The sequence below is a fragment of the Haladaptatus salinisoli genome (genome assembly GCF_020614375.1).
Lineage (GTDB): Archaea > Halobacteriota > Halobacteria > Halobacteriales > Haladaptataceae > Haladaptatus > Haladaptatus salinisoli.
Genome location: NZ_CP085328.1, coordinates 255875 through 274638, shown reverse-complemented (window position 1 = coordinate 274638; position 18764 = coordinate 255875). Strand labels below are relative to the sequence as shown.

The following is an 18764-nucleotide window of genomic DNA, read 5'->3' as shown; positions in this document are numbered from 1 at the left end:
ATAGACTGCTGAATTTGGAGCAGGGATTGAGTTGTATGGTCTTCGGAGTACTGTATGGCTTGCACCAAGAACACTGGATTGATCGATATCTTTGATATTTGCTGATGGCTCTTCAGGAGCAGAATTAAATTCTGGTACTGCTCGATCAACTACACTGACATCATCGAAGAGTTGATTAAACCCGACACTAGGACAGCACTATGCAGACTCACTCTCAAGATTTAGAATCATTATTTCTCGATGGGCTATTCGATATCCCAGAATATCAGCGCAGCTATGCATGGGAAACAAGCCAACTTGACGACTTAATCGATGACTTGCGATATCTACCGAAGGATCGCACTCATTTTTTCGGCAACGTAATTTTAGATAAGGAAAACGAGTCGTACACTACGGAATCCGGACGCCAACTTACCGTGTACCGGATCGTTGATGGACAACAGCGATTGACGACCGCGTTAATTCTATTGGATGTGCTGGGCGAGCATGATGACTCCGTACATACTGCTCTCGACGAAGCCAATCTAATTCAACTTCCGCGCGACCGCCCTAGACTCCTACCTCAAGGGCAGGACACAGAATTCTTCCAGGACTGTATTCTCGGATCTATGAATCTCGAAGCAAGTACACCCTCACAGACACGACTAGAGAACGCAAGAGATCACTTTGAAACCAAAATCGAGGAACTAACTGATGAAGTATCGCCACTACAACTTGCTAGTCGTCTCCGGTATAACTTCCAATTAAACGTCGTCGAAGTCGACGATGATTCAGAGGCGGCGTCAATCTTCGAGAGTATCAACGACCGTGGGAAGCCACTTTCGTCATTAGAGAAAACCAAAAGCTTCCTAATGTACATGCAGAACCGCGCGGGGGGTGGCCAAGCTCTCAGAGATCAGATTAACAAGCGCTTTGGTGGTATATACCGCGATCTCAACGTCTTCGAGAATGGACACAGTCGAGTGACGGATTTCACCGAGGATAGCGTTCAACAGTTTCACTGGGGATTGTACAACGGCTTTGATTCGAATGAGTACTTCAACAATCTCGATACACTGAAAAAACGGTTGCATGAGAAATATCGAGCTGGGGAGTATGACCAGACGCGATCGACTATCGATAATTACACAGCAGGACTTCGAGAGGCCGCTACAGCGTTTGATTCGATATTCAGACCGAGTCAGAAATCAGGGCGATTACAAAAGCGGCTGCTGCGATTGCTGACGTTAGGACGACTTGCGAACATCCTTCCAGTCTTGCTAGCCGCCGAACTCAGGTTTGGAGATAACCCCAATGATCTGACCGAGATCGTAGCGGCATGTGAGACGCTCGTATTCCGTATGTATGCCATTGATCGACGGCGTTCGGACACGGGGCAAGGAAAACTCATCCGACTCGCTCATGATATTCATACCAGCTCAGAATATACTGTTAAAATGGCGATTCAGCGGCTTGAGTCTATAACACGTGATTACACTGATGATGATCGTTTCGAGCGAGCCCTTCGTAGCCCAGACTTCTATAATTCAGTCGCGAGCCGTGATATCCGGTATTTATTCTTCCACTATGGGCAAGCGTTAGAAGCCGAAGACCGAGAGTCTGTACATCAGAATCTCGAGCAGATACTCTCTTCGGAGTTTCAGGTTGAACACGTACTGGCACAAGCCCTTGATGAAACTCACATCCCGCCAGACTTACAAGGCGAGTACGAAGATTTCGTCCATCGACTTGGGAACTTGACGGTCGCAAGTCGTTACTGGAACAGCACCTACGGCGCCATTCCGTTTGATCAAAAGAAGCGTGTGTCTGATGTTGAGGATGAAAATCGGCAAACAGCGTACGCAAACTCGATGCTGAAGGTCCAAAAGGTGCTTGCGGATATCGAAACGTTTGATCGAGAAGCCATCGAACGTCGGGAGTCAGAGATCGTCGAGTTTGCGCTTAAGGAGTGGTCACTTAATGCCGACCCGCGTCCATTTCCGGTGGCAACCGAACTTCGCGACATCTATGATGCGTACAATCAAGGTGACGTAGACGAAGCAGAAATCTCACCAGCTGAGTTGGCCGTGATGCGTGCACTCCTTGATAAGCCGGGTTGGGCACTCAGAAGCATACACAAGAAGGCAGCTTCATACGAAGACTCACCCATCGAGTGGACAGACCGCTGGAGCAATCAACGAACTTCCGTACAACAAATTCTCTACGAACTCCGTCGCGAGGGACTTGCATACACGAAGCAAAAATCCTGGTATCCAGCCACTGGAGAGGAATGAGTGATAGCGAATCGACTTCTCGTAGCAAGGCTGGACGGAATGTCTGCTCTGCTTTCACAGATCATTGGTAACGAGGATTTTCTCGATTGGAGCCTCCTCGGTGCTCGCTAGCTGATGGGCAAGCTCCCAATTACAGTTTTTATCCTACCTTCCGGCAAGGAGCGAACAACGGTCGCCCGCTTAGGTGTCGCTCCATGCGAGTTCGAACAACTGTCGGATCGTGTTCTGCAACTGCGAACTCTGAGTCGCCATTGCCACGAACCGATCTTCTTGGTCGCTCAGCCACGTCACGAGAACGCGCTTGGAGTCAAAGAGGTAGATGCGGCCCTCAATGGCGTCCCCGTTCTGGACGGTGGCCCACTTGTTTGCGGTGTCCAGCACGATATCTCTGACTTCGTCTTTCGGGACGATGATGCGAATGTCGACGCCGTGGTCGTGGCGGTCACGGAGTGTTTCTTTGTGAGTACTGACAACGCGCTCGAAGCTGTTGCCCTTGGTTATCATCAGGACTTCGTCGGTAGCGCTACGACAGTACTGGCCGAACTGCTTCAGAATGTAGTTCTTGCCTTTGTACGACCAGAACACGTCGATTTCATCGTTCTGGCGGTATTGGAACTGCTGGCCATCAAGCGCGTCGAGGAACTTGTCACCGATGTTCCGGCTACGTTTAATTTCGGCTTCCATGTTGCTTCGCTTGTGCTGGACGAACTGCGTGATGGCCAGTTCTGGTTCTATTGGGCCGAATTTCTTCGGTCGCCCCGGCTGGATGGTGACGAATCCCTTCGATTCGAGTGATTCAAGGACATCGTACACTCGTGACTGGGGGATGTCAGCGGCATCCGATATCTCTTTAGCGGTCGTCGTCCCGCTCTGTAGGACGCCGAGATATGCACGTGCTTCATACTCTGAGAGTCCGATTTCGTGGAGGTATATTTCGAAGTCGTCGGCAAGTGATGTTCCCATGTCTACGCGAAACATTATTTTGTTTGCATAAACCTATTAGCTAAATTTTCATACCTCGTATAATTCTGGACGCTTATGTGTGAGTGATGGCAATTCTTTTTGCACTTGTTGGAGGTAGTTGAAGTCGAGATCGGCAGTCGTAACTCCGACCGTGTCGCTGGCCTTCGCGACCACGTTTCCCCATGGGTCTACGATTAGCGACCGCCCGTAGCTCGGGACTGAGTTCGGCTTGTCGCCGATCTGGCCCGGTGCGAGGACGTATGACTGGGTCTCTATCGCCCGAGCGCGAAGGAGTGACTCCCAGTGGTCCTTACCGGTGTGTTTTGTGAACGCCGCTGGGAGGACGATGACGTCCGCTCCTTGCTTGGCGAGAGTACTGAAGAGTTCCGGAAACCGCAGGTCGTAACAGATGCCGAGACCGATCGTCGCGAATCCAGCATCGAACGTCACGAGATCATCGCCGGGGACGACCCGGGCGGACTCCTGTGTCACTACCTCGTCGCCGATTTCCACGTCGAAGAGGTGGACCTTCCGGTACTGTGCGCGCTGGTCGCCGTCGGGACCGAGCACCACGGTCGTATTGTGAACTTTCCCCTCTTCGTCAGCTACCTCGAACATGCTCCCTCCGTGAACCCACATATCGTGCTCGTTCGCCTTCGCCGCGAGTTTCTCGGTGACTGGTCCAGGAACCTCTTCGGCTGCTCCTCGGTACTTGTCTTTGTCCCCCATGAAGGTGAACATCTCCGGAAGGGCGGCTAAGTCGGCTCCCTCATCGGCTGCCTCGTCGAGCAGCGCTAGCGCTGTCTCGACGTTGGCTTGTTTGTCGTTTTTCGAGTCCATCTGACAGACCGCAACCCTTGTCTTCGCCATAGGCCATGGTATCCACCCACACATAAAATACGTAATTCACTACCGCAGAGTGGTCGTAAACCATCTTATACAGCGAATTGCCTTCACATGCCATGGTCATCAACGACCTCGACCGTCCCGAGGAACGACTCGTCGAACGACTCGCTAGTATTTCGCCGAACGACGTCGGCCACCACCGCCACTTCGGCTTCCCATCCGCGGACGTGGAGTACATGGGTACTGGACCGGAAGGACCGCTGACCGTCGCCGGTCCCGCACTGACCGTCCGCATCCCGCCAGAAGACTCTACGATGGTCCACAAAGCAACCGAACTCGCCGAACCGGGCGACGTTATCGTCGTGGACATGCAGGGCCACACCGAGAACGCACCGTGGGGGGAAATGACGACGCGGGGTGCGATGGCGAGTGGTGCCGCGGCTGCCGTCATTGACGGTGCCATCACAGACTCGTGGGACATCGACGACCTCGACTTTCCAGTATTTGCCCGCGGTCGGTCCGCCCGGACAACCCGACTTCACGGACGCGGTGGCGACATCAACGTCCCGGTGCAGGTCGGTGGAGCGGTGGTCGAACCCGGCGACGTGGTCTTGATGAACGAGGACGGTGTCCTGTTCCTCCCGCCCGATAAAGCCGAACGCGCGCTCGAACAGGGCGAGACTGCCCTCGAAAGCGAAGCGGCGACGATCGACCGCATCGAAAACGGCGAATCGGTCGCCGACATCTCAAATGCAAATGACCTCGTCAAGGAGATGCGATCGGACTGACTATGACGTCGATTAGCCTCAACGCCGTCGGCAAGCGGTTCGGGAGTCTTCAAGCGGTTGAGAGCGTAGATGCACAGATTCAGGACGGTGAGTTCATCAGCATCGTCGGCCCGAGCGGCTGTGGCAAGACCACCACGCTCCGCATCATTGCAGGCCTTGAAGAGGCATCCAGCGGCACAGTCTTGTTTGGTGGAGAGGACGTAACCGACGCACCGCCAGAGAAGCGTAACGTCGGAATGGTGTTCCAGAACCTCGCGCTCTACCCGCACATGTCCGTCCAGAAAAATATGGAGTTCGGCCTCAGCGTCGGCGGCGTCTCCAAAGGTGAGCGCACCGACCGGGTGGTTGAAGCCGCGGAGATGCTCGACATCGCGGATCTGCTTGACCGCAGTCCGAGTGAACTTTCCGGTGGCCAGCAACAGCGCGTTGCCATCGGTCGAACGACCGTCCTCGACCCGGACGTGTTCCTCCTTGACGAACCGCTCGCGAGCCTCGACGCGAAACTCCGTGTCGAGATTCGCGAGGAGTTACAGGAACTCCACCGCCGCATTGGCGTGACGACGGTGTACGTCACCCACGACCAAGAGCAGGCGATGACGATGAGCGACCGTATTGTCGTTATGAACGACGGCGAAATACAGCAGTTCGCCGCACCCGAGGAGGTGTACGCCAACCCGAACAACGAGTTTGTCGCCCACTTCATCGGCACGCCCTCGATGAACTTCTTCGACTGTGAACTCGCTGGCAGTAACGATGACCTCCGCGCCGATCTCGGCTTCAACTCGGTCCGCATCGACGGGAACGAAACTGACCAACTGCTGTCATCCGGCGAATCGATGCGCTTCGGCGTCCGCCCTGAACACGTTGATCTCGTGGGCGACGATGGCGAAGAGGGCTTCGACGCTGATGTAAAATTCGTCGAACCGACCGGCAAAGACAAAATTGTCCACTTTGATGTCGGCGACCACGCATTCAAGGCCATTGTGGAAGGCGAAGAGCGCGTCGACGCAGGGGAGACCCGCCGGGTGACCTTCCGCCGCGAGCGCATCCACCTCTTCGAGACCAGATCCGGCGACTGCGTCTACTGACCGCTCTCCTTGTTTCCACAGTAGTTTGGCACAGTCTCTGTTCTTCCTAACTCGCTATTCGGGGTGTGACCTCGGCCACCCGCGTATGACTCCATCCCGTCCCGGACTCCTCTGTCTCGCGTCGTCCTGACGAGGAGAAGCACCTCCGCTGTCGCCGATCGATGGTCGCTAGCGATCCGACGCCGCCAGTTTACCACCGTGCGACCCGAACGTAGGCAAAGCTACTGCCGACATGAGCAAGTTCGTACTTCTAGACGGACCGTCAAGCGCCTCGCTGGTCGCGAGGGCGACGTTCAATAAAAAATCGCGAGAAAGAACGGAGCGTCCGCGTTACAAGGTGCTGACGCTGAAGCCTTCTAGGAGGTAGTCATAGAGGAAGAAGATGAGTATCATCGGCGGCAGACTCATTATCATCACCCCACCGAGAATCAACCCCCAGTTGGTCGTCGCGATATTGACGAGGTTCGCAATGCCGATTGGGAGCGTGTAAAGGCTATTGTCGTTCATCATCAGGAGTGCGAAGAAGTACTCCTTCCACGACAGCGCCATGACGAAGATGACCGTCGCCACGATACCAGGGAGCGACAGCGGCAGGATGATCTTGCGGATGATGGTGATCCGGCTCGCACCAACGAGTCGCGCAGACTCCACGATCTCGGGTGAGATGTCGTTGAAGAACACCCGCAGTAGCATCAACGCGAATGGGAGCGCGAACGCCGTGTGCGTCAGCGCCAGTCCGATGCGGGAGTTGGTGAGGCTGAACCGTGAGAAGATGACGAATAGCGGCAGCCCCAACAGCACGAGCGGGAACATGTAGATGATCGTGCTGAGATTAGTGATGTACTTCCGGCCGTGGAACTCGTAGCGTGTTACTGCGTAGGCGGCCGGGGTCGCGATCGCCAGTGTAAATACCATAGCGAGCACGGCCGTTATCAGGCTATTCGTAAAGTACTGGATGAAATTCGTTGTCTCGAATAGTAGCCGATAGTTTTCGAGCGTTAGATTCGATGGGATGATCTTCGGTGGCCACGAAAACAGCTCTCGCGAGGGCCGGATCGTCGAAAGAACGCCCCAGATCATCGGAATCATCAGGATCACCGTCATCGTAACGACCAGACCGTATGTTGTTGCACGTTCGACGTAGTGGCGCTGACGGAGCGAGAGGTCAAACATCTACGCGCTCGCCTCCCCGAACGCCTTGAAGTAGATGGATGTGCCGATGGCTAATACAATGAATGTGAGGAACGCTACTGCGGTCCCTTCCCCGAGTTTCAGGCCATCGAGCGCGATGCGGTAAGCCATCACCGGTAGCGTCTCTGTTGCATTGCCAGGGCCGCCTTGGGTGCCCAGCCAGATAATGTCGAAAAGATTGAAAGTCCAGAGCATCCGTAGAAGGATGGCGACGAACAGGACGCTTCGAAGCTGTGGCAGGGTTATTGAGAGGAATTGCCGAGTTCGAGACGCACCCATCAACTGGGCGGCCTCGTAATACTCCTCGGGAATCGTCTGGAGTTTTGCCAGTACGAGCATCGTGACGAACGGGTACAGTGCCCACCCGCTGATGAGGATGAGTATTGGCATCGCGTACGCGGGATCACTGAACCACGCAATTGGTTCACTAATGATACCCAGTTGGACGAATGCATAGTTCGCCACACCTGACAGGCCATTGAAGAACCAGCGGAACACGATGACGATTCCGACGATGGGAATCATGTACGGCGAGAGAATGAGTCCAGTAATCACTCGCTCGCCTACGAACGACCGATTGAGGACGAGTGCGGTACTGACGCCGATGACGAGCGTAACGGCGACTGACCCGATCGTGTAGACGATGCCGTTCTGGAACGCATTCCAGAAGCGTCCGGACTGCAGTATTTCGATGTAGTGGGTTGCCCCGATCCACTCGCCACCAGTGGCGAACAGGCTAATCTCCTGTAAGCTGAACAGGAACGCCTGCAGAATCGGGTACAGGTACAATATGGCTAGCAAGACTACGAGCGGTGCGACGAGCAAAAGACCGACTTGATTCTCGCTTAAGTCGTCGAACTGGCTTCGAACCCGCTCGCCGATATCAGTCCTCGTCGCCCGACTATCACTCACTTCCGCCATGATTCTATTTGAGGTCCTCGCGCATCTTCTTCGCCCACTTTTCGGCCGACGACATCGGGTCCATGCCGTTCAACACCACGTCCTGGGCCGACTTGACGACATGTGTCTCGCTCAGCGCCTGCCCAGTGATAGAATTAACAATGCCAGGATTCTCGTTGACGGCGATAATGCGACCGTAGTCCTCTGCAATGCTGACGAGGTTCCGGTAGTGATCCTCGTACTCTTTGAGCGTCTCGCTCTCCCAGAGTTTATCTTGTTCGAGGATGCCCTTGACCATCGGCACCTTCGCCGCGGGTTGGGACAACAGAAGACGTGTGACGTTCTCCTTGCGCGTAACGAATTTGATCAACTCCTTAGCTAATTTCGGATGCTTGGTCTTGCTGCTAAGACCATAGCCTGTCCCCGTCATCCGGGCGACCGGCGTGTGACTGCTATCTTTGGCGGGGACGTGGGTTACGTGGACCTTTCCTTTCAGGTCTGGGTTGTACGACTCGATGTCATTCGGCATTAGATTCGTTGAGTACCACGTCATCGCGTACTGGCCCTTGTACAGCGGCGGCCGCATATTTGGGATACTGGAATTGTGGGCGCTCTTTGGGCTGAACTGGTCCATCTCCTTAATGAATGAGAGCGCTTCGGCGGTCTTCTTCGAGCCGTAGACGATCTTGCCTTGCGGGTTAACGAGATGGCCACCGTTGCCCAGCACCAGCATCATCGGCCACACGCCGTGGAAGTGGTTGCTTCCGAGGAACACTGGATGACCGTACTGGTTCTGGTCGGGTTTGGTCAGCATCTTCGCGGCCTTCTTATACTGATCCCACGAGTTGAACGGCGGCATCGGTGCCCCGGCCTCCTTGAAGAGGTCCTCGCGGTAGAGCAAGTTCAGCACAGAACCGTAGTGAGGTGCGAAGTAGTTGTCACCGTCCAGTTTGAAGATGGCCTTCTCAAGCCAGTAGTCGGACCCGCCGCGGTCCGAGATGATGTCGTTGATAGGCTGGAACAGCCCCTTCTTCGCGGCCGTCACGTTGTTCCCCGGCGACGCGAGGTTCATGATGTCATATGGGTTCCCGGACGCATGTGCCTGCGACGCCTTCTGTGGGGCTTCGGCGAACCCGACCCGGTTGTACTCGATTTTCACGTTGCTGTGTTCGTCCTCGAACTCTGAGAACAACTTTTTGAACTCTTTCTGCGTGGGTTCGTACGCTGAGTTGAGGACTCGGAGCGTCTTTGTTCCGCTACTTCCAGTCTTACTACTGCCTAATCCGCCCAGACACCCTGCGAAGGCGACGGCACCACTCGCGCCAGCCGTTGCCAGAAACCCCCGGCGTGTTCTATTCGACATTGTGACATCGTCCGATCGTGTGTTGTTATCGCCAACCATGACACTCCCTCTCTCAATATTGTATATAGCATTTTTTCACCATGGAAGAGTGGTAAACTGCATTGAGGTCAAGCCCCACAACTTTCGCATGGACTCCTGTTCAATGACTCTGAGAACTCTGTAGTAGAGGATACGTACTCCCTATCCACGTTCAGCATCCCGCTACTCAAGCGCACGTCTACAGATGCGCCTCTACGTCTGCATTTTGTCAATCACGGAGATAGTGTCAACGCATCGTCGTACTTCCGCTGTAATCCGAGCATTTCCAGCCCCTACCGGTCGGAACCATTAACTGGCAGATCTCACATTGCGCGAAACGGCAGGTAGGCAGGCATCACAACGTATGAACCTGTAACGGACGAGATTACGATCAGGCTCAGCTGGGTCGCCTCCAACTTTCTGGGCAAACTGCATCAATTCGAGGTATCCACAGCCGCGTTCGTGGAGGAGTTTGTGGGAGAGTTGTTACCCTCTCGGGCGTGATTGTGACCCGGGTACGCTACCTTCCGGCAGCCTCGGCTGTGGCCGAAGTATCGTCACGTGCCTCGCGTCTCTCTGTAGTGTACTATCCTTCTGTTCTGTGCCGTCAAATTTGAGATTGAATTTCTCAGAACGATCCTTGTTAAGCAATCCCATATGTGAGACGTAACCATGATGATTTGAAAAGCGGGATATAGAGCGGAACAATGCCAAAGAAGCAAGAAGGGGTAACATATAACGAAGTTGACGATAGCTATTTCGAAGACCGTGAGTTGAGTCGGGAGGTTGGGATCCTGGGACTGTGGGCCCTTGGTGTCGGCGCTGTTATCTCAGGCGATTTCTTCGGCTGGAACTTCGGTCTTACAGCCGGTGGGTTCGTCGGCCTCCTTATTGCTACGATTATCGTTGCCGTCATGTACTTAGGCCTCGCGTCCTCCATTGCAGAAATGTCGCCAGCGCTGCCTCACACCGGCGGTGCTTACTCGTTTGGACGTACGGCCCTGGGCCCATGGGGCGGTTTTATTACTGGTCTGGCTGAGAACATGGAATACGTCATAACTCCAGCCGTCATCGTCGTCGGCATCTCCGGTTATATGAACTCCATAACGCAGGCGCTATTTAGCTTTGGTATGCCCGATCCAATTTGGTGGGCGATATTCTACGCCATCTTCGTGGGCCTCAACGTGTGGGGAGTTAAAGAGAGCTTCTGGTTCACGGTTTTCATCACTTTCATCGCATTGGGCATCTTGTCCGTCTTCTTCATTGGTGCAATTTCGCACTTTAACCTTGAGTTGGCTCTGACTGTGCCAGCCGATCCAGGCCAAACCAAGATCTTGCCTCATGGCATTAAGGGCATCTTCATGGCCTTGCCATTCGCGATTTGGTTCTTCCTCGCAATTGAAGAACTACCACTAGCGGCAGAAGAAGCGAAGAATCCCGAAGAAGATCTACCCAAGGCCACAATGCTAGGTATCGGGACACTGCTTGTCACTGCGTTTCTGACGTTGTTTCTCAGCGCCGGGATCCCACCTGGCGCGGCAGAGGTTGGCCAGGCAGACAATCCGCTGTTCTTGGCTTTCAAAACCATATTCTCGGGTAGCGTAGGCCCAGCATTGCTATCTCTTATTGCCGTGGCCGGTCTAGTGGCGAGCTTCCATGCCATCATTTACGCGTACGGACGCAACATTTACTCGCTTTCTCGAGCGGGTTATTTTCCGCGTTGGCTGTCGCCGACTCACGATGACCGTAAGACGCCGCACATCGCTCTGATAGTCGGCGCTCTGGTAGGCTATGTTGCGGCGGTGGTGATCTGGCTTGTGCCGAGCGACAGCCCCGTGGGAGCGATGCTGCTGAACATGGCGGTGTTCGGCGGCGTGATCTCGTACGTCATGCAGTGTCTGGCGTTCCTCAAACTGCGGCGCGACCACCCCGACCTTGAGCGACCGTATAAGGCCCCGTTAGGTGTGACCGGCGGGGTTCTTGGGCTCATTATCGCGGTCGTCACACTCGGGGCCCTCTTCTTGAATCCAGACTATCGGCTCGGTGTTTTCGGAGCCGCTCTCTGGTTTATGGGCGGTATCATCTACTTTGCCGTAATAGGCCGGCATCGAATGGTGCGCTCGCCGGAGGAGGACATCGCCCTGGCCCATCGCGCAAAGGTAAAGAGCACTACTGAGAGCGACACCGGTGGCGACGCAGGTAGTACTGCTGGTAGCGCTGCTGGTAGCGACGTTGGTGGCGATACCTAGTCGGGCTTACTGGTCCGCAGGCAGATAGCACCAGCTTTCATACCTTCCACGACTTCAGTCGTGGATTTTCTCTACTTGTAACTCAATAAACTGCCTGATTCTGCTGGAAAAGGTCTTTAGTGGCCAGTTCTCGTTTAGATATTCTCCTACCTCGCTCAACAACTCCCATACTTCAGATGCTATCATTTTGAAATAATGCTGCTGCGAAGAGCTTCCGACGAAAACGAGGAGAATTGCACCCCATTCGATAGTGTACGTCCCGACGAAACGTACTAGGTTAGAATGTACTATTAATGAATCGCAAGTTTGGGGGTAAACTCCTATTTTCTCATACTACCTTGTCACACTGTCTCAATGACCTCCCTTTCAAATTACGAGACGATCCGCTTGGTCTGGACAGACCTCAATGGTGTCGCCCGCGGCATCACGATGCCCGGTAACGAGGCAGCACACGCGATCGAAGAGGGAGTCGGGTTCGCAAATGGGATTGCGGAAATGACCCTTGAGCCCGGCCTTCTGAATGATCCAGAATACGGCTCCGAAGCCGGTGATATGATGGCCGTACCCGACGTCGATTCTGTAACACCAGTAGAGTGGGCCGACGACACGGCCGCGGTTTTCACCGAACTGACCAACGTCGATGGATCACGCTTCGACCTCTGCAGTCGGAGTGCGCTTCGGAACGTCCTCGACGACCTTGAATCAGAGGGGTACAGGGCATGCGTTGGTGTCGAAACCGAGTTCTCACTCTTAAGTCCGGACGAGAAAGGTGAATGGGTTCCATTTAACGATCGCTGTTCCTATGATCTTGACGCCCTCGACATGGGGTCAGAACTCATCCACGACTGGATGAGCGCAATGGAAACGGCAGGGACCGACGTCCTTGGTGTTCACCAGGAGTCACAACCTGGGCAATACGAGATCAACATTGAGTACGACGACGCCCTAACGACAGCGGACAGCATCATGTTCCTTCGGCATATGCTCAAGTCTGTCTCGCGACAGCACGGCCACAAGGCGTCGCTTATGCCCCGACCCCACTCGGACGAGGATGCCAACGGGATGCATCTCCATCTCAGTCTCTGGAACCGCGACAGATCAGAGAATAAGTTCAAGAGCGAAACCGGCGACATCCAATTCCCCGCGGGGACACACCCGGCCGGGAAGTCTGGACTCTCCGAGACAGGGCGGCACTTTGTCGGGGGGCTCCTTGAACATATGAAGGCACTAACAGCGATCTGCGCACCGACAGTCAACTCGTACAAACGACTTCTTCCCGGTATCTGGGCGCCGGTCAATATCGCGTGGGGGCCCGACAATCGTTCGACAGTGCTCCGCTTGCCGCCAGAACTTGGATCGGCAACACGTATTGAACACCGAGTTCCCGACTCAGCGTGCAACCCCTACCTCGGCATTGCGGCCTCGTATGCCGCTGGACTCGACGGTATCCGAAACGAGATCGATCCTGGAGAACCAACAATCAGGAATGCATATCATGAGGAGTATGAAAGTCTCCCCCGTACCCTCTGGGAAGCACTCGAATACCTCGAGGACGATGACGTCATCGCAGATGCACTCGGTTCGACGCTCGTTGAGGAGTTCATACAGCTCAAGCGCGATGAGTTCAACCGCTCGATGAACTATGTATCTGAATGGGAGCAGGACGAATATCTGGACGAATTTTAGGTGTCCTTGGGGGATTGGTCAAGCATCGGCTCGATCGCTTTCAGGATTTTTGATTCAGAGAGGCGAAGGTGCTCACCGACCGTTGAGATGCTAGTAGGGTCTAGCTCGGCGAGATCTTCGAGATTACATGAGCGAGGCGAGTCATAATAGCCCTCTTCAATTGCGAGTGAGAGCACTTCGCGTTGTCGGGAAGAGAGATCCTGAATGGCCTTCTTCACTTCGAGCAATCCCGTAAACATCCGTTCAAAGTCAGTTGAATGGAGTGAGTCAATGTTCACAGAGCCAAGTTGCTGTAGTTCCTTGTGGGCTTGGCTCACCTGCTGGTGCGTCGGAGAAAGTACGTCCCAGTGCTCGTGGCCGTGAGCGACTGTCGCCGGAATTGTGGGAAAGCAGCTGTTCCGAAGCAACACGTTCAGAACAGGCTCCGTATCTACGTCGTAGTCCCCCTCTAGACAGATAATGCCTCGGTTGCTGGCGCTTGTATAACTGACCAACCGACTTGTGTTCATGATCGGATGGTTTTGTAGCCAGTCGACAATTTCGTCGATCTCGTCTTCCTCGACCTGCGTTACCTCGATCATTGTAATACTCGTTTCCCGAATGAGATAGGAGTAGACTATCGATGCTTGTAGGTTTGGAAAATCGTCGTTGATTCCTTCCGTCCAGCAACCATTATGTTGAATCTGGAATGAGTATTGGATCATTCTGCACCAGCACAATCAGACTAGATCCCGTTTGAAGACTATATAGTTCTGGGTCGATGACGCATTGATCGATTGAACGTCCGTGCAGCTGGAATTTGCAGGTTTCGTCACCCCCTGTGTAGTAACCCAGACGTGAGTATCGGAGATCGCTATCGAGAGCGGAGAATCAAAAGATACTACATTGTCGTTTAGTGACATGGTCGCACCGTCAGAGATTGCGATCACAGTACCACCGTGAGTGTGACAATCCTTGAACAACATCCTGTGGTTAAAAATAGTCCCACATCAACCGAGTAACGCTTAGGCGGAATACAGGGAATGTGGGTGATATGCGCTCGTTTAATATGCAAATCGCAGGTGAGCCCAGAGACGGGGAGAAATCCACCGTTGAAAACCCAGCTACTGGTGAAACCGTCGGCACTGTCTCAGTGGGGACACGCACGGATACGAGCGACGCGATTGAAGCGGCGGCAGATGCACAGGAAGAATGGGCGGAAAGCAGCCCGAATCAGCGGGAACGGGCGTTGCTCACCGTCGCGGAGTGTATCGAAGCAAATCTGAACGAACTCAGCGAACTCCTCGTCGCGGAGACCGGAAAATGCCTCGCGACAGCGGAAGGAGAGGTTATGGAGACCGCTCAGCACTTCCGCTTTTACGCGGGTATCGCAGATAAAATCCGGGGAGACACCGTTCCAACGCCGACGAATCGATTCAACTACACGAAACGTGTTCCCTACGGCGTCACGGCACACATCGTCCCCTGGAACTATCCACTCCTCCTCGGATCACGAGGGATTGCGGCTGCACTCACATCGGGGAACACGGTCGTTGTAAAACCGCCGAGCCAGGCACCACTGTCCACGATGTGGTACGGTGAGTACCTCGTCGAAGAGTTCCCCACTGGCGTTGTGAACATCGTTCCAGGGCCAGGGAGCGAGGTCGGTACAACTCTGAGCGATCATCCCAGCGTTGACGCAATCACCTTTACTGGGTCGACTGGAATCGGACAGCAAGTACTGGAGGCGGCGGCAGCGAACATCACGCCGGTCGATCTCGAGCTTGGAGGAAAGGCACCGGCGATCGTCCTTCCCGACACGGACGTTGAGAACGCCGCACGTGGCGTCGCGCAAGGAATTTTCTCGAATGCCGGCCAGAATTGCGTCGCCACCTCTCGCGCCCTTGTTCATGAAGACGTGAAATCGGAGTTCACTGAGCTGGTGGTTGAGAAAGCTGAACGGATCAGCCTTGGTTCTGGGTTGGACCCGGCGACTGATATGGGACCAGTCATTTCGGCACAAGCGCAGGACGATATTATCAGTTACGTTGAAACGGCTCACGAAGATGGGGCAACCCTTCGAACCGGCGGTGGTATTCCAGACGACCCGAACCTACAACATGGCCACTTCATCGAACCGACTGTGTTTGACGGCGTGACGCCTGATATGCAGATTGCGCGCGAAGAGATATTTGGTCCGGTTCTCTCGATACTAAGCGTTGAATCAGTCGATGAAGCCATCGCGGTAGCAAATGACTCGCCGTATGCGCTTGCAGCGTCACTCTGGACCGACGGATTACATGCAACCCGCATTGCCGATCGACTCGACCATGGTCTCGTTACGGTCAACACATTCCCCATATCGATGCCTCAGAGCCCATGGGGTGGAAACAAGGAGAGCGGTCTCGGACGGGAAGGCGGTTACGAGGGCGTAGAGGCGTTCACGACTGTAGATAGCGTTGTGATCGAACACAACGAGATGGAGGACCCCTTCTGACGATGACGACGAAGACGGTAGTGGTCGGTCGAATCAAGCACGAGACGAATACGTTCTCGTCTCTCACTACCGACTATGAGGCATTTGCAAACACCTCGTTGTTCTGTGGGGACTATATCATCCCGGAATTCCGGGGAACGAATACCGACATCGGTGGATTCATCCGAGTCGCCGACGATAACGGGTGGGATATCATCCCAACTGTGGCAGCGAACGCGACGCCAGGCGGAGTCGTGACGACCGAGGCACTCAATGCATTTCTCACGCCGCTCGTTACGGAGATTGAACGATCAAATCCGGATGCCGTACTACTCGGGCTTCACGGTGCGATGGTGAGCGAAAACAAGCGTGATGGCGACGGTGAAATCCTAAAGCGCGTTCGCGAAGCCGCGGGAGACATCCCCATCCTCGCGACGCTCGATCTTCACGCGAATGTCACTGAACGGATGGTGGCGAACGCCGACGGGCTGTTCGGCTACGACACCTATCCGCATGTAGATATCGGTGAGACTGGTGAAGAGGCAGCTAGAGTGCTCGCATCGACGTTCGCTGGCGAGATCAATCCCCAAGTCGTCGTCGAGCGGGCACCACTCCTTCCACCGCTACCGTCATTACGAACTGAGTGTGAGCCAATGTGTTCTCTCCTCGCAGACGCGGCCGATGCCGAAGATGACCATATTCTAGATCTTTCGGTTTTCGGTGGGTTCGCGTATGCCGACGTCCCAGAAGCAGGGTTTAGCGTCGTCGGTGTGTCTGATACAGAACGCGTCGAGGAAACGCGAGAAATGTGCGAACAGTTAGCCACATCGGCGTACGAGCGACGCCATGAGTTCGACCGGTCGTATACTAGTGTCGAGGAGGCGGTGGCCGAGGCGTCGACGTGGGTGGATGAGAATCACGATCAACCGATGCTCCTCGCAGACATCGCAGATAACCCAGGAGGTGGGAGCGCACAAGATGGAACTGTCCTCCTCAAGGCATTGCTCAACGCAGAAGTCGATGATGTCGCAGTCGCGACGCTCATTGATCCGAGAGTAGTCGAAGCGGCAGTCCAAGCGGGTGTCGGCGAACGAGTCACCGTCGAGTTGGGTGGTCACATCGAAGACAACGGCAACCCAATCGAAGTAGCGGCCACCGTCCAACATATTTCTGATGGGACGTATCGAAATAGAGGGCCGATGTCGACCGGTCTAGAGGTGACGTTCGGACAGACGGTCGTGCTCGAGTGTGACGGCGTCAAGATTATCGTAGGGTCGCACCGACAGCAGCCATATGATCCGGAAGCGTTCCGAGCACATGGCCTCAAACCAGAGCGGGCAAATGTAATCGTCCTTAAGAGTACAGTTCACTACCGTGCCGGTTTCGAACCGCTGGTTGAGACGATTCGTGAGGTGGCTGCACCTGGGCTTTGTTCGCCGGATCTATCGCGCTTTGAGTATGAGCATATTCCGCGTCCGCTGTATCCCCTCGACGAGAACATGTAGCTAAATCACCTCGGGGTCACGCTCCGGATCATTCACCTTGACCGCCTGTAAATCATCTCAGGCGGTAGCTGTGGGTAGATGACTTAAATACTCATAGGTATGGGGCGTAACAGGTATGGATTAAATACCGGTATTATCTCACACGGAATCGGAATTCGGATCACAGTGACGGTTATGCATTGACGATCGTCACGAAAACAAAGCTACAATCATGAATCAAGGATTGACTGAATGGAATGTGCCGAACAGGATAGTGTTCGGTTCTGGAGCAGCAGACGAGATTGGCTCATATATCGAACAGTTCGACGCGGAACAAGCACTCATCGTGACTGACGAGGGTGTTCGCGAGGCAGACGTTCTCGATCCAGTTCTCGAATCAATTGAGGCGGCCGGAAAGGAGTACACGATCTTCGACGGCGTTCAACCTGATCCGACAGACACCGTGGTTCACGAGGCAGCAGACGCCTACGACGACGCCGACGCGGATCTCGTCCTCGGAATCGGTGGAGGATCGTCGTTAGACACCGCAAAGGCTGCATCGATCGTCGTGGCAAATGGCGGCCGTATCCTCGATTTTAAAGGAAGTGGAAACGTTCCCAAATCACCCCCACCAAGTATCTACGTTCCAACGACATCTGGAACAGGGAGTGAGGTCGGCCACTGGTGTATCGTGAAGGACTCCGAGACCAACATCAAAGAGGAGATTGGGGACGTGAAACTCCTTGCCGACCTCGCACTTATTGACCCTAATCTGACGGCGAGTGCCCCACCACCAGTAAAAGCCGCGACCGGGATGGATGTGTTGACGCACGCAATTGAGGCATATGTCTCGATCAAGGCGCAAAGTCAGACCTCTGCAATCGCACTCGACTCGATCGAAAAGGTCGGCGAGAATCTCACCCGGGCCGTCGAGTATCGTAATGGCGATCTCACCGCGCTCACGGCGATGGCGAGAGCGAGCATGCAGGCTGGTATGGCGTTTAATGGCGCTGGGTTGGGCGCAGTGCATGCGCTCTCTCACCAAGTCGGCGGTCAGTTTGGTGTCCCTCATGGACTGGTCAACGCGATCCTCCTCCCGTACGTGATGGAGTACAACCTGCCACAGGTACCTGAGAAGTTCTGCAATATCGCCGCAGCTCTCGGCGAATCCATCGACTACGACCGCCGGACGCAATTGGAGGCTCACAAGGCAGTTCGTGCTGTGCGCGAACTCGGCGATTCGGTCCGGATTCCCGTGACGTTAGACGCAACGGCCGCAGAACGGGATGCAATCCCACAATTGGCGGAACAGGCACTCGACGATGGGAGTCTCACTGGCAACCCGCGTATCACGGATCAAGACGATATGGAATGGATCCTCAACCGGGCGTTCGACGGCACGTTCGAGTACGAATCTCGTCTTTGACATCTTTCCCATTTCCTCTGCACCCTGGTGCTAT

14 protein-coding genes are annotated in these 18764 nt (G+C 54.6%); 8 read left to right on the top strand and 6 right to left on the bottom strand.

Going from position 1 to position 18764, the window contains the following annotated elements; genetic code table 11:
- Nucleotides 1-200: 200 nt before the first annotated feature.
- Entirely contained in the window at nt 201-2273 is a 2073-nt protein-coding gene (locus LIX00_RS17075; RefSeq protein ID WP_227355750.1) for a DUF262 domain-containing protein, read from the top strand.
- Nucleotides 2274-2453: 180 nt separating this feature from the next.
- Here LIX00_RS17075 and LIX00_RS17070 read toward each other — a convergent pair whose 3' ends face one another.
- Both LIX00_RS17070 and LIX00_RS17065 read right to left on the bottom strand, forming a co-directional pair.
- Entirely contained in the window at nt 2454-3236 is a 783-nt protein-coding gene (locus LIX00_RS17070) for a TrmB family transcriptional regulator (protein WP_227355749.1), read from the bottom strand.
- A gap of 48 nt (nt 3237-3284) precedes the next feature.
- On the bottom strand, nt 3285-4106 hold the full coding sequence (locus tag LIX00_RS17065; RefSeq protein WP_227355748.1) for a carbon-nitrogen hydrolase family protein: 822 nt from the start codon (nt 4104-4106) through the stop codon (nt 3285-3287).
- A 92-nt stretch (nt 4107-4198) separates the two neighbouring features.
- Here LIX00_RS17065 and LIX00_RS17060 point away from each other — a divergent pair, with 92 nt between their 5' ends.
- Both LIX00_RS17060 and LIX00_RS17055 read left to right on the top strand, forming a co-directional pair.
- Nucleotides 4199-4870: an RraA family protein gene (locus tag LIX00_RS17060; RefSeq protein ID WP_227355747.1), complete on the top strand. Its 672-nt coding sequence runs from the start codon at nt 4199-4201 to the stop codon at nt 4868-4870.
- A 2-nt stretch (nt 4871-4872) separates the two neighbouring features.
- Nucleotides 4873-5958 (top strand): ABC transporter ATP-binding protein, encoded by a 1086-nt coding sequence (locus LIX00_RS17055; protein ID WP_227355746.1) that lies wholly within the window; start codon nt 4873-4875, stop codon nt 5956-5958.
- Between the two features lie 330 nt (nt 5959-6288).
- Here LIX00_RS17055 and LIX00_RS17050 read toward each other — a convergent pair whose 3' ends face one another.
- The 3 genes from LIX00_RS17050 to LIX00_RS17040 are packed head-to-tail and all read right to left on the bottom strand — an operon-like array spanning nt 6289 to nt 9451.
- Nucleotides 6289-7131 carry a carbohydrate ABC transporter permease gene (locus LIX00_RS17050; protein WP_227355745.1) on the bottom strand — a complete coding sequence of 281 codons (843 nt, stop codon included), beginning with the start codon at nt 7129-7131 and terminating at the stop codon, nt 6289-6291.
- Nucleotides 7132-8070, bottom strand: a complete 939-nt coding sequence (locus LIX00_RS17045; RefSeq protein WP_227355744.1) for a carbohydrate ABC transporter permease — start codon at nt 8068-8070, stop codon at nt 7132-7134.
- A 4-nt stretch (nt 8071-8074) separates the two neighbouring features.
- A complete protein-coding gene (locus LIX00_RS17040; protein ID WP_227355743.1) occupies nt 8075-9451 on the bottom strand; it encodes an ABC transporter substrate-binding protein in 1377 nt (458 codons plus the stop codon).
- Between the two features lie 686 nt (nt 9452-10137).
- Between LIX00_RS17040 and LIX00_RS17035 the strand changes: the two genes are divergently transcribed.
- Together LIX00_RS17035 and LIX00_RS17030 are read left to right on the top strand one after the other, a co-directional pair.
- Complete coding sequence (locus tag LIX00_RS17035) at nt 10138-11679, top strand: amino acid permease (RefSeq protein ID WP_227355742.1); 1542 nt, start codon at nt 10138-10140, stop codon at nt 11677-11679.
- A 354-nt stretch (nt 11680-12033) separates the two neighbouring features.
- Entirely contained in the window at nt 12034-13365 is a 1332-nt protein-coding gene (locus LIX00_RS17030) for a glutamine synthetase family protein (RefSeq protein ID WP_227355741.1), read from the top strand.
- Here LIX00_RS17030 and LIX00_RS17025 read toward each other — a convergent pair.
- Nucleotides 13362-14069 carry a helix-turn-helix domain-containing protein gene (locus LIX00_RS17025; RefSeq protein WP_497007347.1) on the bottom strand — a complete coding sequence of 236 codons (708 nt, stop codon included), beginning with the start codon at nt 14067-14069 and terminating at the stop codon, nt 13362-13364. The two genes, LIX00_RS17030 and LIX00_RS17025, sit on opposite strands and share 4 nt — an antisense overlap.
- A gap of 329 nt (nt 14070-14398) precedes the next feature.
- Between LIX00_RS17025 and LIX00_RS17020 the strand changes: the two genes are divergently transcribed.
- From LIX00_RS17020 to LIX00_RS17010, 3 genes are all read left to right on the top strand, one after another.
- Nucleotides 14399-15841, top strand: coding sequence for an aldehyde dehydrogenase family protein (locus LIX00_RS17020; protein ID WP_227355739.1), 1443 nt, complete (start codon nt 14399-14401; stop codon nt 15839-15841).
- A gap of 2 nt (nt 15842-15843) precedes the next feature.
- Nucleotides 15844-17325 carry a M81 family metallopeptidase gene (locus LIX00_RS17015; protein WP_227355738.1) on the top strand — a complete coding sequence of 494 codons (1482 nt, stop codon included), beginning with the start codon at nt 15844-15846 and terminating at the stop codon, nt 17323-17325.
- A gap of 238 nt (nt 17326-17563) precedes the next feature.
- The gene (locus tag LIX00_RS17010; protein WP_227355737.1) at nt 17564-18730 is read left to right on the top strand and encodes an iron-containing alcohol dehydrogenase family protein; all 1167 of its coding nucleotides are present in this window, start codon (nt 17564-17566) and stop codon (nt 18728-18730) included.
- Nucleotides 18731-18764 lie beyond the last annotated feature (34 nt).

What these genes read in the sequence shown, in the direction of transcription:
- LIX00_RS17075 (WP_227355750.1), top strand. Translation starts at nt 201, where the DNA reads ATGCAGACTCACTCTCAAGATTTAGAATCATTATTTCTCGATGGGCTA.
- LIX00_RS17070 (WP_227355749.1), bottom strand. Translation starts at nt 3,236, where the DNA reads ATGGGAACATCACTTGCCGACGACTTCGAAATATACCTCCACGAAATC.
- LIX00_RS17065 (WP_227355748.1), bottom strand. Translation starts at nt 4,106, where the DNA reads ATGGCGAAGACAAGGGTTGCGGTCTGTCAGATGGACTCGAAAAACGAC.
- LIX00_RS17060 (WP_227355747.1), top strand. Translation starts at nt 4,199, where the DNA reads ATGGTCATCAACGACCTCGACCGTCCCGAGGAACGACTCGTCGAACGA.
- LIX00_RS17055 (WP_227355746.1), top strand. Translation starts at nt 4,873, where the DNA reads ATGACGTCGATTAGCCTCAACGCCGTCGGCAAGCGGTTCGGGAGTCTT.
- LIX00_RS17050 (WP_227355745.1), bottom strand. Translation starts at nt 7,131, where the DNA reads ATGTTTGACCTCTCGCTCCGTCAGCGCCACTACGTCGAACGTGCAACA.
- LIX00_RS17045 (WP_227355744.1), bottom strand. Translation starts at nt 8,070, where the DNA reads ATGGCGGAAGTGAGTGATAGTCGGGCGACGAGGACTGATATCGGCGAG.
- LIX00_RS17040 (WP_227355743.1), bottom strand. Translation starts at nt 9,451, where the DNA reads ATGGTTGGCGATAACAACACACGATCGGACGATGTCACAATGTCGAAT.
- LIX00_RS17035 (WP_227355742.1), top strand. Translation starts at nt 10,138, where the DNA reads ATGCCAAAGAAGCAAGAAGGGGTAACATATAACGAAGTTGACGATAGC.
- LIX00_RS17030 (WP_227355741.1), top strand. Translation starts at nt 12,034, where the DNA reads ATGACCTCCCTTTCAAATTACGAGACGATCCGCTTGGTCTGGACAGAC.
- LIX00_RS17025 (WP_497007347.1), bottom strand. Translation starts at nt 14,069, where the DNA reads ATGATCCAATACTCATTCCAGATTCAACATAATGGTTGCTGGACGGAA.
- LIX00_RS17020 (WP_227355739.1), top strand. Translation starts at nt 14,399, where the DNA reads ATGCGCTCGTTTAATATGCAAATCGCAGGTGAGCCCAGAGACGGGGAG.
- LIX00_RS17015 (WP_227355738.1), top strand. Translation starts at nt 15,844, where the DNA reads ATGACGACGAAGACGGTAGTGGTCGGTCGAATCAAGCACGAGACGAAT.